The sequence below is a fragment of the Maricaulis sp. genome, from assembly GCF_017643475.1.
Taxonomy (GTDB): Bacteria; Pseudomonadota; Alphaproteobacteria; order Caulobacterales; family Maricaulaceae; genus Maricaulis.
Window position 1 is genome coordinate 1 of the sequence record NZ_JAEPNI010000008.1, and the last position, 15,454, is coordinate 15,454.

Below are 15,454 nucleotides of genomic sequence, written 5' to 3' on the forward strand. Positions count from 1 at the left end.
ACCGCGTCCGTTGATAATTCCATAACTACATACGTTGGCCAATTTCGGGGGTCCCAAGCTGTTCGGAGCAACGCTCCCTCTTCGCTCCCTAAATCCGCTCTTTCCCTAAAATTCGCAAGGTAGCCGTGAAAAGACGCTTACGAAATATCGAACACTCCTCCTCCGAGTATGGCTACAGCTTGATTCTTAGTGGTACCCATATAGTACCCGATCGCATTTCCGGACTATAGCTTGAGAGTCGAAAAGCCCGCTAGCGTGCTGTACTAGCGGGCTTTTTATGGTTGCGGGGGCCGGACTCCGGCCCCGGCGCCGCCGGGCGGCTCATTCCCTTTCCAGGGCCATCTGCAGAGGAACGGGAGGGGCAAGCCTGGACTGAAGCGCTCACGTTGAAGAAATCCGAGGTCGCGCTGACGCTCGCACTGGGCGAGGAGAAGTGGACGGTCCCACGCTATATCCGGGATGGCCTCGTGTGGTTAGCGGAACAGGATGTACCTCCGCCGGCAATCGCCCCGCCGGCCGCGGGGGTTGTGGCATGACTGCGGAGGAGACACCAAACCCCGCGCTTATAGCGGCGCGAGACGCCGACGCACGTGTAATAGCCTGTCTCGGAGAGGGGCGCAGTTTCCTCCTTGAAGCAGGCGCGGGCAAGACCTATTCGCTGGTATAAACAAAGAGAACGAAGGAGGATGCGCAGCGACAAACAGGATGAGACTCAGCGACAATCAGGATGAGACGTTTCGGCGGGTGTGTGTCGCAGGGAGGGCGTAGCCCGACCGGAGGCATACACCCGCCGCTGCGCCCGATTTTGGGGTCTGTGATCGCGACCGGCCCGATACGCTGGTGGTTTTCTGGAATGGGGAACCACCTTTGTGCCGGGGCGCCATGTAACCGATCATCAGATGAGACTTTTCATGAAGCTGAGACAAGATCACCCCATCGAGACCGCCGCCGCGAAGGCGGGAATGAGCCGGGCAACCGCCTATCGGATCGTGCAGGATCCCCGGCTCCCGTCGCAGAAGACGCCGGCCAAAGGGCGGCGGCGTCCCGATCCGCTGGAGTTCATATTCGACGCGGAAGTCGTGCCTATGTTGCGGGCCGCGCCCGGGCTTCGCCCGGTGGCCATCTACGAGGAGATGCTGCGCCGCCATCCCGACCTGCAGCCGGGTATTCGCCGGACACTGGAGCGGCGGATCCGCGCCTGGCGGGCGATCCACGGGGAAGACAGGGAGGTGATCTTCCGGCAGGTTCACGAGCCGGGCCGGCTCGGACTGTCGGATTTCACCGACATGGGGTCCCTCGGCGTGACGCTCGCAGGTCAGCCCCTGGAGCATTTGCTCTATCACTTCCGTTTGCCATGGTCGGGCTTCGGACATGCCCATGTCATTCTCGGTGGCGAGAGTTTCGTCGCCCTGGCCGAGGGGCTTCAGAATGCGCTCTGGTCGGCAGGCGGCGTCCCGCTTTATCATCGCAGCGACAGCCTCTCGGCCGCCTTCCGCAACCTTGATGCGCAAGCCCGGTCGGATCTCACCGCACGCTACGAGGCTCTCTGTGCCCATTACCGCATGACGCCAACGCGCAACAACAAGGGCGTGGCGCACGAGAACGGCTCGATCGAAAGCGCGCACGGCCACCTCAAAGGGGCGATCCGCGATGCGTTGCTGATGCGAGGCAGTCCCGACTTCGAAGACCTCAGGGCCTACCGTGCGTTCATCGACGAGATCGTCGGCCGGCGGAACGCCGCTCATGGCAAGGGGATCGCGGTCGAGCGTCCGCATCTTCAGGATCTGCCCGAACGGCGCAGCACGGATTTCGAGGAGGTGATCGTCACCGTCTCCAGCACCGGCGGCTTCACCTTGCGCAAGGTCTTCTACACCGTGCCCTCCCGCCTGATCGGCCACAGGCTGCGCGTGCGCCTGTTCGACGACCGGCTGGAGCTCTTCATCGGCGGCACCCACCTGCTGACGCTGCCAAGGGGCCGCGCCGGGGCAAATGGCAAACACGACCAGGTGGTGAACTATCACCATGTCATCCATTCGCTGCGCAGAAAGCCCATGGCTCTTTTGCATCTTGTCTATCGCGACAAGCTCTTCCCGCGGGCAGAGTATCGGCGGGCCTTCGAGGCGCTTGCCGCCCGGTTGCCTGAACGGCAGGCCTGCAAGGCCACGGTCGAACTGCTCGGCCTTGCCCATGACCGCAATTGCGAAGCGGCCCTCGCAGGGGAACTGGCCAGGATCCTCAAGGCCGGCGATCTGCCTGATCTGGCCGCCCTGCGAAGCAGGTTCGCCCCGGACCCCGCCAGCTTGCCGACCGTCACGGTGCGGTCCGTTTCCCTGGACAGCTATGAAGCCCTCGTCGGATCGACGCAAAGAGCGGGAGAACGCGGATGAAGACCTCCCACACCGTTGACGAGGCCCGCCTCGGTATCATGCTGAACGACCTGCGGCTGCCCACCATCAAGACCCTCTGGCCCCGCTTCGCCGAGCAGGCCGACAAGGAAGGCTGGCCGGCCGCCCGCTTCCTGGCTGCCATCGCCGAACATGAACTGGCCGAACGCGCTCACCGCAGGGTCGCCCGTCATCTCGCCGAAGCGCACCTGCCGTCCGGCAAGACGATGGACAGCTTCGACTTCGACGCTGTTCCCATGATCTCGAAAGCACAGGTCATGGCCATGGCCGCAGGAGACAGCTGGCTGGCCAAGGGGGCAAATGTTCTCATGTTCGGCCCGCCCGGCGGCGGAAAGAGCCATCTCGCCGCCGCCATCGGCCTGGCGCTGATCGAGAACGGCTGGCGGGTCATGTTCACCAGAACCACCGACCTGGTTCAGAGACTGCAGGTCGCCCGCCACGAATTGCAGCTCGAGGCCGCCATCGCCAGGCTCGACAAGTTCGATCTGCTGATCCTCGATGATCTCGCCTATGTCACCAAGGATCAGGCCGAGACCAGTGTCCTGTTCGAACTCATCTCGGCGCGATATGAGCGGCGTTCCGTCATGATCACCGCCAATCAGCCCTTCGGCGAATGGAACAGGGTCTTTCCCGACCCCGCCATGACGCTCGCCGCCGTCGACAGGCTCGTTCACCATGCCACCATCTTCGAGATGAATGTCGAGAGCTACAGGCGGCGATCCGCGCTCGAGGCCAAACGCAAGAGGGGCAGGCCCGCCGCATACGCGACAATCAAGAACACACCTCTGATTGACGCGGAGCGACAAACACCGGCTGAAGAAAACCTTGCCGGTGACAAACACGGTGATATCATCACCGATGCCGCGACATAGAATCTCATCCTGATTGTCGCCAGCATCTCACCCAGATTGTCGCGCTATAGGAGGACGCCCGCGTGAGAAAAACATGGCTCTTGAGCGCGCTGTTGCTGGCCACCATTGCTGGCGGCTCTTATGGCTTGTACCTCTATTTGCGGCCAGCGCCGCTTCCTGAACAGTTGCTCTACGGCAACGGCCACATCGAAGGTACGGAAGTGCGGGTGGCCGTCGAGGTAGCGGGCCGAGTCGTCGAGAGTCGGATTGACGAAGGTGTAACCGTCACCAAAGGCGACCTCCTGCTTCGACTCGATGACGCCGATTTCATCCTGCGGAAAGAGCAAGCCGAGGCCGGGGTCGAGGCGCGACGGCGGGAGCGCGAACAGGCGGAGCGCGAGCTGCAGGTCTGGCGCCATCACTATGAGACTGCCGAACGTGAGCTCTCCCGCTACCGGGAACTTGGCAAGCGGGGTACCGTGTCGCCACAGCGGGTCGAACAGGAGGAAAACGCGTTCCGGAACGCCCAAGGCCGGGTTGGCGCTTTGGAAGCGGAGATCGGCGCGATCGAAGGCCGGATCGAAGCCGCGCGCAAGGAGCTTGCCCTTGTGGCGAACCAAGTCAAAAAGACGCGTGTTTTCACACCGGTCTCCGGAACCGTTTTGGCGAAGACGATAGAGGTGGGCGAGTTCGCCCAGCCAGGTCGAACGGTGGCTATCCTGGCCGACCTTTCTCGCATCGAACTCAAGGTTTTCATTCCCGAGAAGGACATCGGCAAGGTCAAGCTCGACGCCTCTGCGCGCGTCCGGGTGGACGCCTTTCCCGACCGTCTGTTCGAAGGGCGGGTCGCGCGGGTCGATCAGCAGGCGCAGTTCACGCCCCGCGATATCCACATGCCGGAGGAGCGGACGCGCATGGTCTTCGGCGTGACGCTTGTCCTTGACAATCCTGATGGTGTGCTCAAGCCCGGCATGCCTGCTGATGCCTGGATACTTTGGGGTTCCGGCACACGATGGCCACCGCAACTCTTCGTTCCGCAGTGAGGCGGGGGCGATGAGCGGCGCGGGCGACAACATGATTGAAGCCGAGGGACTGGCCCGGCGGTTCGGCCACGCTCGGGCCATCAGTGCAATCGATCTGCGAATTGCGCGGGGCGAGATCTTTGGTCTCGTCGGGCCTGATGGGGCAGGCAAGACGACGCTCCTTCAACTCCTGGCCGCCATTCTCGATCCGAGCGAGGGCAACTGCCGGGTGCTCGGCTTCGACACAGTACGGCAAGCCTCCGAAGTCACGTCCCGGATTGGCTACATGGCGCAAGGCTTTACGCTCTATGATCACCTTACTGTCGCGGAGAACCTGGCCTTCGCCGGCAAGGTGCGCGCCGTGCCTCAGGCTGTGTACGCCGCAAGGAGCGAGCGCATCCTCGCGATGGCCGCGCTCACCCCCTTTCTTCATCGCCGGGAGGGCACACTGTCGGGCGGCATGCGCAAGAAGCTCGCCCTGTGCACCAACCTGATTCATCAGCCGCCCCTGCTGCTCCTCGACGAGCCCGGCCTTGGGGTGGACCCGCTCTCGCGTCGCGAACTCTGGCGGATGCTGGAAGACTTCCGGCACGAGGGTGCGACGATTGTCTTCGCAACATCCTACATGGACGAGGCGGAAATGTGCGATCACGTCGCTTTCCTCGACCACGGTTCGATAACCGCGCAAGGGTCTCCCGACGAGCTGCGTGCTCGCGCGCAGGGAGCTGTATTCCAAGTGGAAACAGACAATCCGGTCGCGGTCGAGAATGTCTTGAGTGAAGCTCCGGAGATGCTGGGAAGCCAGTGGCGGCCGACGGATGTCCGCTTTGTCGTGGAGCCGGCCAAGGGTCTTTCGAATGAGTTGCGCAAACAGCTCGAACAGCTCGGACGGGTGGAACCGGCCACGCCTTCGATGGAGGATGTCTTCGTTGTCCTGCGCAAGGGCGTGCGTACCGAGGTTCCGACAGGCATTGCTGAAGTCGCCCGGCTTGCCGCTTCGAAGGGTCATCGCGAACCGGCCGAGAGTGTGGAAACGCGCCGGCTGACCCGCCGCTTCGGTGATTTTGTCGCTGTAGACGATGTCTCCTTCGAGGTTAACCCTGGGGAAATCTTCGGCTTGCTCGGCCCGAACGGCGCCGGCAAGACCACACTCATCCGTATGCTCTGCGGTCTTTTGCCGCCTTCGAACGGAACCGCGCGTGTCGTGGGTATCGACATTGCTTCGCAACCGCGCCGATTGCGCCAGCGTATCGGCTACATGTCCCAGCGCTTCTCGCTTTACCACGATCTCACCGTGCATGAGAATCTGGCATTCTTCGCCAGCGCCTACGGGATAAAACGCCGCCCGGCCCGAGAGGCTATCGCCTGGGCAAGCGCCGTCACCGGGCTCCACGGCCTCGCGGACGAAGCTGTCTCCGGCCTTTCCGGCGCCGTGCGCCAGCGGCTCGCACTCGCCTGCGGCATCCTGCACCGTCCGGCCGTCCTGTTCCTTGACGAGCCGACCTCCGGGGTCGATCCCCAGGCGCGTTCCCGCTTCTGGCGACTCGTCAACACGCTGGCTGCGGCCGGCACAGCTGTGCTCGTTACGACGCATTATCTGGAGGAGGCCGCCTACTGCCACCGCCTCGGGCTCATGTACGAGGGCCGCCTGATTGCGGCGGGCGACCTCGCGGCCTTGCGCGCCGGCCTGCCGCAAGACGGTCTGGAAACGATCGAGGACGTATTTCTTGCCTATATCGAGCGGGAGCGCACGCAGGCAGTTCGGCCAATCGGAGAAGCGCGATGAAATTCACCCGTATAGCCGCTATCGTTGAAAAAGAAACGACCGAGATAGTTCGCGATCCCATCACGGTCGTGGTCGCCCTTCTCATGCCGCTACTGATGCTATTTCTGTTTGGTTATGCGATCTCGCTCGACGTGGACAACGTTCCCATAGGGGTTTTCGACCAGGACCGGTCCCCGGACAGCCGGGCACTCGTCGATCGTTTCATTCAGAGCGGCTACTTCCAGCTCGCACAGGATTTCACCGATAATCGGGATGTCGAGAAGGGGCTGCAGCGTGGCACTGTTAAGCTCGCGCTCGTTATCCCGCCGAAGTTTCAGAACACCCTCGCGCGCGATGGGACGGCACCTGTCCAGGTGCTCGTGGACGGCACTTATTCCGCCACTGCTAACCTCGTCGCAGCCTACGCAGCAGCCATCGTCTCGGATTTTCATAGTGAGGCGTCCCCGAGCGTCCACGTTGACGCCCGCGTCTGGTATAATCCGGCGTTGCGCAGCGTAACTTTCGTGATTCCAGGCTTGTTCGGCGTGATCTTGATGGCGTTTCCGCCGCTTCTGACGGCGCTTGCCATCACCCGTGAAAAGGAAAGTGGTTCGATTCAGCAGATCTTCGCATCACCACTTACGCCGGCCGAGTTTCTGACCGGAAAGCTCGTGCCCTATGGCCTTATTGCCTTTGTTCAGATCGTCATGGTTATCGCCGTGGGCTTCCTGTGGTTCGATGTTCCGCTGCGCGGCAGCATCGGCCTCCTCCTTCTGGTGGGGCTCGTCTATGTCTTTTGCACCGTCGGCATTGGGCTTCTGGTTTCCACAGTCACCAAAAGCCAACTCGTCGCCATGTTACTGGCGCTCATCGTGACGCTGATGCCCTCGTTTCTGTTCTCGGGATTCCTGTTCCCAATATCCACCATGCCTTACGTCCTCCAGCTCTATACGCGCCTGTTCCCGGTGCAATATTTCGTAGACTTCTCGCGGGGCGTCGTGCTCAAGGGCGCCGGTTTGCCGGAACTCTGGCCCTCTGTCCTGCTACTCTTCGCCTACACGGCAATCATCTTCGCGCTCGCGGCGTGGCGGTTTCGCAAGAAGGTGGCGTGAGATGGGCACGCGGCTTGCCGGCCTCCTTGTAAAGGAGATGATTCAGCTGCTGCGCGACCGCGTGATGCTGGTCTTGATCCTCTGGCTTTACACGATCGAGGTGGTGATCTGCGCCTACGCTCTGTCCTTCGAAGTCAATGACATGCCGCTCGCCGTCGTCGACCTCGACCAGACATCAGCGAGTCGCGCCCTGGTCGAAAGCTTTCTGGTAACAGACGCGTTCGCGCCCGCCGGGTATCCCGCTAGCGCGCCTGCGGCGACAGATTGGCTTCAGACGGGCCGGGCACGTGTTGCGCTCGTCATCCCGGAACGCTTCCAGCATGATTTGGCGCGGGGCGACGCGCCTACCGTGCAGGTACTCCTTGACGGGACCAATTCGAACATGGCGGCACAGGCCCGCGGTTATGCGCTTGAGATCGTCAACCGTTTCCAGGCGGCTCCGACAACCGCAGCGGCGGCCGGAGGGGGTGTCCAGCCGGTAGTCCGGGTCTGGTACAACTCTGACCAGACCTACACCTCATTCGTGGTGCTTTCCATGATTGCGCTTGCCGCCATGATGGTGGGGGTGATCCATCCAGCGGCCTCCATCGTCCGCGAGAAAGAAGCCGGCACTATCGAGCAGCTCCAGGTGACGCCGATCGGCACGGCGGAGCTCTTCGTCGCCAAGACCTTCCCGACACTCGTTATCGGGCTCCTCTCGATATTCCCGAGCCTCTTGATCGTCTGGTGGTTCGGCGTGCCTATGCGGGGCAGCTTCCTTCTCTTCCTTGCGCTCACTGCGGTATTCCTTGTGAGCGCGATTTCGCTGGGCGTGCTGATCGCAAGCGTGAGCCGAACATTGCAGCAGGCCCTTTTGCTGAGCTTTTTCAGCTTGTTCCCGTTGATGTTCCTCTCCGGGACACTTGCGCCCGTTGAAAGCATGCCCGCGCTGTTGCAGACTCTCTCTCTCGGGAGCCCGCTGCGCCATTACATGGACGTGATCCTCGGCGTGTTCCTGAAAGGGATAGGCCTGTCCGAGCTTTGGCTGCAGGCGCTCGCGCTCCTGGCGATCGGCGCGCCTCTTTTCGCCACAGCGATGCTCATCTTTCGGCGCGGCAAGCCATAGTGGTCTCGGCTGAGACTGTCGTCTGGCTCGGAGAATTGGTAAGGCCCTAACTAATACCAACGGCAGTAGTTACTGACCGCCATGTGCCCAGTTTCTGAGACCAATGGACATGATCGTCTGGGGCTTTGCCAGGAGGCGGTTCCAAGCGTCGCATCCGGCGTCGAGGATGGCGTCGTAGGTCTCGAAGACGGAGTTGGAGAGCCAGTTCTGGCGTAGATACTGCCAGATGTTCTCGACCGGGTTCAGCTCGGGGGACCGTGACGGGAGGAGGATGATGGTGAGGTTCTTCGGGACCTTGAGCCTGTCGGTCTTGTGCCAGCCGGCGCGGTCCATCAGGACGACGGCATGGGCGCGCCGGGCCACGGTGCGGCTGATTTCGTCGAGGTGCATCTGCATGGCCGGAATGTTGGCGTGCGGCAGCATGAGCGCGGCGCCGACGCCGCGCCTGGGGCAGATCGCGCCGAACAGGTAGGCGTTCTCATAACGTTGGTCGGCCGGGAGGCGTGGGCGCGTCCCCCTCTTGGCCCAGATCCGGGTGCGGCCGTTCTTCTGTCCGAGCCGGGCTTCATCTTGTGGGATGGTTCGCCTCCTCCCCGGCGGATATTTTCGCCGTCTCAACAAGGAGGCATCACATGACATTCAAGCAGATCGGCATCGATATCGGCAAAAACAGCTTCCACGTCGTCGGCCTGGGCGCCGATGGCGACATCGTCCTGCGAAAGCAATTTACCCGTTCACGGCTGCTGGCGTTTTTCGGCGATCGGCGCAGCGAGTGCCTGCGTGTAGCATTCGAGGCGTGTTCTGGCGCGCATTGGCTTGCCCACCAGCTCATCGCGATGGGACATGACGTCAAGCTGCTGACCCCGGAGAGCGTGCGGCCCTTCGCAAAAGCGCAAAAGAACGACTGGAACGATGCGCTGGCGATCGCCGAAGCCGCACAACGGCCGGGCCGCCATGCGGTCGGAATCAAATCCGATGAACAACTGGACATGCAGGCGCTCCATCGTGTGCGCCAACGGCTAGTGACGGCACGAACCTCGATCATCAATCAGCTCCGTGGCCTGTTGCGCGAACGCGGCCTGGTGATCCCCTCAGGGCGGGCGCGTTTCGAACGCTACATTCAGACGGAATTGATGGAGGTCGGAAAGGTCGATCTTTCTGCGGTCTCGCGGGCGCTCTTCGAAACGCTCATTGCCGAATACACGATGATCGACGCTCGCCTTTCCAAGATCGACGACGAACTGGAAGCCTTCGCCAAATCCAACTCTGTCTGCCGGGCCTTGCTTCCCATTCCGGGCATCGGCGTGATCGTGGCGACAGCCCTTTATAGCGCCGTCGCCAACATCTCTGACTTCCGGACAGGGCGAGATCTCGCCGCCTTTCTCGGACTTGTACCCAGACAGCGCTCGACCGGAGGCAAGACGATCCTGCTCGGGATATCGAAACGCGGAAACACCCATGTTCGAACGCTGATGATACACGGCATGCGGTCGGCATTTTACCATCGCAGAAAGCGGGAAAGTCGAATGGCGGAATTTATGGAACGGCTTTGCGCACGGGGCATGCACACCAACAAGATTGTCGTCGCGAGCGCCAACAAGGTTGCCCGGATCGTCTGGGCGGTCTTATCGAGGAACGAACCCTTTCAGCCGGTCGCGGCCTGACGGCGCGAAGCTGAACGACTTGCAAGAAGAAGCCAATGGCACCGTGATCTGATCGGATGTGCAGCCTGATGGTTCCAGTAGATCGCCCTGCTTCGACCGGGACACGCAAAACCTGGTGGTGGCAGTAGATCAAAAAGTCTGATCATCTTGTAAGGAACGCATCCCAGCGGCTCCCATTGTGGCTCGGGCACTCGCCCACGAACAAGCCGGATACGCTGAAGCAGGGTCTTCTGGGACTATCGTTTCTTCTTGCAAACCGGAGGCGAACCATACACTGAAACCAGATCTCGATCCGCCGGTGCTTCGGCAAGTGGCCTATGTGGGCCTGGAGCGTTCGCGGAAAGTTTTTTTGAACGCCTCGATGACGCGCGCATCCTGGCCCGGATGCTTCGGCCGGCCGCTGATGTAGGAGAACGACAACGCGGCGAGCAGATCGGTGATCGTGCGCTCACTGTAGACGACACCGAAGCGCTCCTCGATGACGCGCTGCAGGTCGATCCGCCGCCAGCGCACGACGCCGTCGACCGCCGGATCGGGCCCTGTCTCCACGATCTCCGCCAGCTCCCGCATCTGCGCGTCGCTCAAGCGCCGTTGCATGCCGGGGCGGGGCCGGTCCATCAGGCCGTCCGGGCCTTCGGCATTGAAGCGATGCACCCAATCCCGGAGCGTCTGCCGGTCCATGCCGCCGACCGCGGCGGCAGCCTCGCGGCTCATCCCGTCATAGACCGCCGCCAGTGCCAGCAGACGTCGGGTCTGGCGGTTGTCCCGGCTACGCCGCGCTAGGCGGCGAAGCGCGCCGGCGTCAAAATCGTCCCGGAGCCCAATCCTCGATGGCGGCATGGCGATTCTCCTTCGCCAGCCTTGAATCCCATTTCCGTCCGAAAGGGAATCCCCTACGGGTCGGTATCGGGCACCGTTGGTATGACTGACGCCGCAGCAGCTTTTCACGTGGCGTCGGCTGGCCCGCAGCGCAAACCCGGCGCGACCTCCGCCAATGTTCGTGCCGGCGGTTGTGGCAACGGCCCCAGCTTGTCGCAGCGATACACTGGACGGCTCCCGGCATTGCCCGCATAGGTGACGGCAAGCCGGCGGCCGCACCGCCCGCAGGTCAACATCCCTGACAACAGCGCGCGGCCGCCCCGGCTGGACTTGGCGCCACCGGGCCAGCCATAGGTGTTGTTGGCCAGCTGCTTCTGGTTGCGTTCGTACTCCGCCCAGCTGATGTAGCCCTCGTGGTGATCCTTGATCATCACCTCCCAGGTGCCGATCGGCTTGCCGTGACCATAGCTCTTGCGGGCCCGGCCTCCGATGATCTCGGTCCGCTTCTCGCTTTTGCCGTAGACATAGACGCCAGCGTAGAACGGGTTCTTCAGGACCGAGATCAGGTTCCGATAAGGGAATCGTCGTCAATGTGAGTGCCGCTGACCGCGCTCGTCTCGAAGCGGTTGCGGCTGGGCGCATGGCGGTCAGTGACGACTGCCGCTGGTATAATAGATCATAGACAATAACCCGGTCGCTTCGACCGCGCCGCGCTTCGTAGCTCACCGTCTGCCCAAACGCCACTTGTTCCAAAAGCCCCTTCGAGCGCCGGCCGTCAGGGGAATGGAGTCCCGGCGCGTCAAAGTCCGCCAGCCGAACCTCGATCCAGGTGTTGGGGTTCGCAGAGTTGCCCACGCAAAATCCATCGCCGTCGCCGACGTAACGCACCGTGCCATCCTGATGCTGTTCATCGGGTACGGGCTTCGGACCGGAGAGGTCGGCGGTCTGCGGCTGGACGATCTGGACTGGGAGAACGCAATGCTTCGGGTCCGCTGCCCGAAACCGGGGCGAACCCATCTGTGGCCGCTGTCGCAGGGCGTGGGCCACGCCATTCTGCGTTACATCAGGGAGGCGCGGCCGTCCGGCTTCGGGCGCAGTCTCTTCTTCACGACGCTCGCGCCGGTCCGGCCACTCGACCGAAAAGCCCTGGGCGAGATGGTTCGCGACCGGCTGGCGCGCATCGACGTCGTCACCGGCCGACGCGGGGCCCACGCCCTGCGGCATGCCGCGGCCAGCATCTGCTGGATCAAGGCACGTCGATGAAGGTGATCGGGGACTTCCTTGGCCACCGCGATCCGTCCTCCACCGCGATCTACGCCAAGGTCGACCTCGCCGCGCTTCGCGAGGTGGCCGCTCTCGACCTGGAGGGCCTGGCATGATCCTGCGCGAGTCGATCGAACGCTATGTGCTCTGGCGACGGGCTCACGGCGCGAAGTTCACGACCGGCGCGAACCTCCTACGCCGCTTCCTTGACCATGCCGATAGCGACGCCGCCTGCGACGCGGTCACCACGGGGCAGGTCCTGGCCTACCTGGCGGGCGAGAGCCCGCCGACGCGTCACCGCGAGAATAGGTACTACGCGCTTGCCGGCTTCTGGCGTCACGCGATCAGCCGCGGCCATGCGACCCGCTCGTCCATGCCGGTCGACGCGCCGAGATCGCCCGTTCGGGCGCCGCCCTACATCTACTCGCGCGATGAGCTTGCGCGCCTCTTCGATCCCGCGACCGTGGAGGCAAGCCGGCGCGGCGCGGTCCAGCTGGATGCGGTGACGTTCCGCACCCTGCTTCTCCTCTTATACGGGGCGGGGCTACGCTTCGGGGAGGCGACCCGCCTCACGCTGACCGACGTTGATCTGGCGAACGCCGTCGTGACCATCCGGGCCACCAAGTTCTACAAGAGCCGGCTGGTCCCGGTCGGACCTCAGCTTGCCGCAGTGCTGGACAGCCACGTGTCCCTGCGCCAGCGCGCCGGACTCGCGAACGGCCGGGACGCGTTGCTCCTCGCGAACCGGGATGGGACGCGGCTCGCCAGCAGCACCGTGCAGGCCGCGTTCGACACGCTGCGGCGCGTTGCCGGGGTCCACCGCGCAGCAGGCGGCCGGACAATCCCGCGGCTGCACGACCTTCGGCACAGCTTCGCCGTCCATCGCCTGATGAGCTGGTATCGGCAGGGCGCCGATATGCAACGGCTGCTGCCGGTGCTCTCCACCTATCTCGGTCACGCCGATCTGGAGGGCACGAAGGTCTATCTGTCGATGACGCCGGAGCTGCTGGAGCAGACGTCGCTGCGGTTCGCCCGCTAATGCGGCGGGAGGTCGGCATGCCTGACCTCGCAGCCCTCGGCCCGTGGCTCCGCCGGTTCCTGTGCGAGCACATCGTTACCGAACGCAATCTCGCTCGGAACACCCGCAAGAGCTATCGCGACACCTTCAGCCTGTTGCTGCCCTTCGTCAGCCGGAAGGTGCGCAAGCCCGTGGACCGGCTTATGGTATCGGACATCACGTCCGGATGGGTGCTGCAGTTCCTCGCTCATCTCGAGACGGATCGAGGTTGCTCGGCCCGGACCCGCAATCAGCGACTGGCGGCCATACGCACGTTCGCGCGCTTCGTCGGCAGCCGCGATCCGGCTCATGTCGAATGGTGCGGTCACATCCGGGCTATCGCGTCGAAGAGATCGATGCCGCCGCCGGTTGGATGGCTGACCAGGGCGGAGATGGAGGCGATGCTGGCAACGCCCGACCGCAAGACCCGGCGGGGCCGGAGCGAGTACGCGCTTCTGCTCTTCCTCTACAACACCAGTGCAAGGGTGTCGGAGGCCACCCAACTGAGGGTGTGCGATCTGCAGATCGGATCGCGGAAAGGCGGGCACGATCTCGCCACCTTGCACGGCAAGGGCGGCACGACGCGGCACTGCCCGCTGTGGCCGGAAACCGAGCGCGTTCTGGCGGACGAGATCACCGGTCGCGCGGGCGAAGACGCCGTGTTCGTAAGCCGGCTCGGGACGCCGTTCACCCGCTTCGGGATCTATCGCCTGATCGAGCGTTGCGCAGCTCAGGTCCCGGAACTGCCCGATCGGACGATAACGCCGCACGTGATCCGGCACACCACGGCTGCCACCTGGTCCTCGCCGGCGTGGACATCAACACTATCCGCGCCTGGCTCGGACACGTCTCGATCAGCACGACCAACATCTATGCCGAGATCGACCTGACGCTGAAGGCCAACGCCGTCGCACTCTGCAAGGTGGGGCAGCCGCGACCGTTCGGTCATGGAAGGAGGATAAGGGCCTCATGGCCTTCCTGAAGGCCTTGTGAGTCGGCGACGGGGTGCCGACTTCGGTCACCCCGTCCTGGCCGTTCTCCGGCGTATGAAGCGGACTGCATCCTGCGGACCGAGCTGAACACGCACGGACGCGCGAACGGCGCCGACGCCGAACGCTCGCAGGTCGTCATTGAAGTCTCCGAATTGCGGAGAGAGGACCAGCGCCTCGATGCCAGCGGCTTCGGCTCGTTCGGTGAGCGCCGCGACCGCCGTGTCGCCGGCGGCGTCAGCGTCGCGGGCTATGTAGAGCCGACGGAGCGCCGGCGGGAACTGGAGAGCGGCGAGGTGGTTCGCTGACAGCGCCGCCGCCATGGGCAGGGCGGGGAGCGCACATCGCAGCGACAGTATCGTCTCGATGCCTTCACCGGCGGCGAGGACGTCGCCGGCCGCACCGAACCGGACGGCATGGCCGAAGAGACCGCCCATGGCTCGTCGCGGCGTGTCGATCGGCGCCTTGCCCAAGCCGTCCGGGGCAAGCCAGGTGCGATGCACGCCCGTGATGGCGCCGCAAAGGTCGGTGACGGCGGCGACCATCGCCGGCCAGGTCTCGGTCGGCGCGTTATCGTCCGGGCGATAGTAGCACCGCGGGTGAAACCGCAGTGCGCCCGCATGGTGGACGGTCTCAATCCCGCGGGCGTGGAGGTACGCCTCGGCCAAAGTGCCGGCGAGCGGCTTCGTGATAGCCCAGAGCCGCCGCGCGGCCTCGGGCGAACCGGTCGGGACGGGCGGTCTCGGCTCATGCGGCGGTTCGGCGCGGGGCAACGCCAGGAAGCGTCGCGCCTCCTCGGCGACCTCGCGGAACTGGGTCAGCCCGCAGCTCTCGCGGATCACGTCGAGCAGGTCGCCGTACTCGGCTGAGGCGGCATCGGTCCAGCGCCCGGCGGCGCCGGGGCCGGAGTCCGGCCCGCTCAGCCGCACGAACATCGACCGGCCGGGCGTGTTGCGCACGTCGCCCACCGTCCAATAGCGGCCCTGGCGTCGACCCTTCGATAGATAATGGCGGCAGACCGCCTCGGCGGCGCGCGCGAGGCGGCGCGCCAGCTCGGAAGCGTCGCGGGGCATCACGCGACCCTCCCGGACGGGCTGAGATTATGTTGCGGAGAAGTTGCCGATCTCTCGCAACACCGATGCCCAGCGCAGGGCCGCAACATAACCCGCCGCGCAACATAATCAGTCCATTTGCCGGCGGCGCCAGGACCGGACTCCGGTCCCGTGAGACGGACATAGAGGCTGCGGCCGGGCGTGTTCCGGAGTAAGCGTCTTTTCACGGCTACCTTGCGAATTTTAGGGAAAGAGCGGATTTAGGGAGCGAAGAGGGAGCGTTGCTCCGAACAGCTTGGGACCCCCGAAATTGGCCAACGTATGTAGTTATGGAATTATCAACGGACGCG

11 protein-coding genes and 3 pseudogenes are annotated in these 15,454 nt (G+C 63.7%); 10 read left to right on the plus strand and 4 right to left on the minus strand.

Annotation, left to right across the window (positions count from 1 at the left end):
• Positions 1-899: 899 nt before the first annotated feature.
• The 6 genes from istA (at position 900) to JJ889_RS15770 (ending at position 8,260) form a co-directional block, all read left to right on the plus strand.
• Complete coding sequence (gene istA, locus JJ889_RS15745; protein ID WP_176342615.1) at positions 900-2,387, plus strand: IS21 family transposase; 1,488 nt, start codon at positions 900-902, stop codon at positions 2,385-2,387.
• Positions 2,384-3,277 (plus strand): IS21-like element helper ATPase IstB, encoded by an 894-nt coding sequence (istB, locus tag JJ889_RS15750; protein ID WP_291896832.1) that lies wholly within the window; start codon positions 2,384-2,386, stop codon positions 3,275-3,277. Before istA ends, istB begins: the two co-directional genes overlap by 4 nt.
• 62 nt (positions 3,278-3,339) lie before the next feature.
• Positions 3,340-4,299, plus strand: coding sequence for an efflux RND transporter periplasmic adaptor subunit (locus JJ889_RS15755; protein WP_086467049.1), 960 nt, complete (start codon positions 3,340-3,342; stop codon positions 4,297-4,299).
• Positions 4,300-4,309: 10 nt separating this feature from the next.
• Complete coding sequence (locus JJ889_RS15760) at positions 4,310-6,064, plus strand: ATP-binding cassette domain-containing protein (RefSeq protein ID WP_291896837.1); 1,755 nt, start codon at positions 4,310-4,312, stop codon at positions 6,062-6,064.
• On the plus strand, positions 6,061-7,155 hold the full coding sequence (locus JJ889_RS15765; protein ID WP_291896840.1) for an ABC transporter permease: 1,095 nt from the start codon (positions 6,061-6,063) through the stop codon (positions 7,153-7,155). The genes JJ889_RS15760 and JJ889_RS15765 overlap by 4 nt, the downstream gene beginning before the upstream one ends.
• A 1-nt stretch (position 7,156) precedes the next feature.
• Positions 7,157-8,260, plus strand: coding sequence for an ABC transporter permease (locus JJ889_RS15770; protein ID WP_291896842.1), 1,104 nt, complete (start codon positions 7,157-7,159; stop codon positions 8,258-8,260).
• 69 nt (positions 8,261-8,329) lie between these two features.
• Here JJ889_RS15770 and JJ889_RS15775 read toward each other — a convergent pair whose 3' ends face one another.
• Positions 8,330-8,899 carry an IS630 family transposase gene (locus JJ889_RS15775; protein WP_086467051.1) on the minus strand — a complete coding sequence of 190 codons (570 nt, stop codon included), beginning with the start codon at positions 8,897-8,899 and terminating at the stop codon, positions 8,330-8,332.
• On the opposite strand from JJ889_RS15775, the gene JJ889_RS15780 reads away from it, so the two are divergent.
• Positions 8,893-9,924, plus strand: coding sequence for an IS110 family transposase (locus tag JJ889_RS15780; RefSeq protein ID WP_086467046.1), 1,032 nt, complete (start codon positions 8,893-8,895; stop codon positions 9,922-9,924). The genes JJ889_RS15775 and JJ889_RS15780 overlap by 7 nt on opposite strands.
• A gap of 274 nt (positions 9,925-10,198) precedes the next feature.
• Here the strand turns inward: JJ889_RS15780 and JJ889_RS15785 are convergent.
• Positions 10,199-10,764 (minus strand): annotated as a pseudogene (locus JJ889_RS15785) (IS630 family transposase); the annotation flags it as partial.
• Between the two features lie 188 nt (positions 10,765-10,952).
• A pseudogene (locus tag JJ889_RS15790) lies at positions 10,953-11,318 on the minus strand (recombinase family protein); the annotation flags it as partial.
• A 208-nt stretch (positions 11,319-11,526) separates the two neighbouring features.
• On the opposite strand from JJ889_RS15790, the gene JJ889_RS15795 reads away from it, so the two are divergent.
• The 3 genes and pseudogenes from JJ889_RS15795 to JJ889_RS15805 all read left to right on the plus strand — a co-directional run bounded on the left by JJ889_RS15795 (position 11,527) and on the right by JJ889_RS15805 (position 14,056).
• Complete coding sequence (locus JJ889_RS15795) at positions 11,527-12,006, plus strand: tyrosine-type recombinase/integrase (RefSeq protein WP_217895528.1); 480 nt, start codon at positions 11,527-11,529, stop codon at positions 12,004-12,006.
• 112 nt (positions 12,007-12,118) lie between these two features.
• The gene (locus JJ889_RS15800) at positions 12,119-13,045 is read left to right on the plus strand and encodes a tyrosine-type recombinase/integrase (RefSeq protein WP_086467044.1); all 927 of its coding nucleotides are present in this window, start codon (positions 12,119-12,121) and stop codon (positions 13,043-13,045) included.
• 17 nt (positions 13,046-13,062) lie between these two features.
• Positions 13,063-14,056, plus strand: a pseudogene (locus JJ889_RS15805) (tyrosine-type recombinase/integrase).
• Between the two features lie 25 nt (positions 14,057-14,081).
• On the opposite strand, the gene JJ889_RS15810 reads toward JJ889_RS15805, so the two are convergent.
• A complete protein-coding gene (locus tag JJ889_RS15810) occupies positions 14,082-15,125 on the minus strand; it encodes a toprim domain-containing protein (RefSeq protein ID WP_086467043.1) in 1,044 nt (347 codons plus the stop codon).
• Between the last annotated feature and the right edge of the window lie 329 nt (positions 15,126-15,454).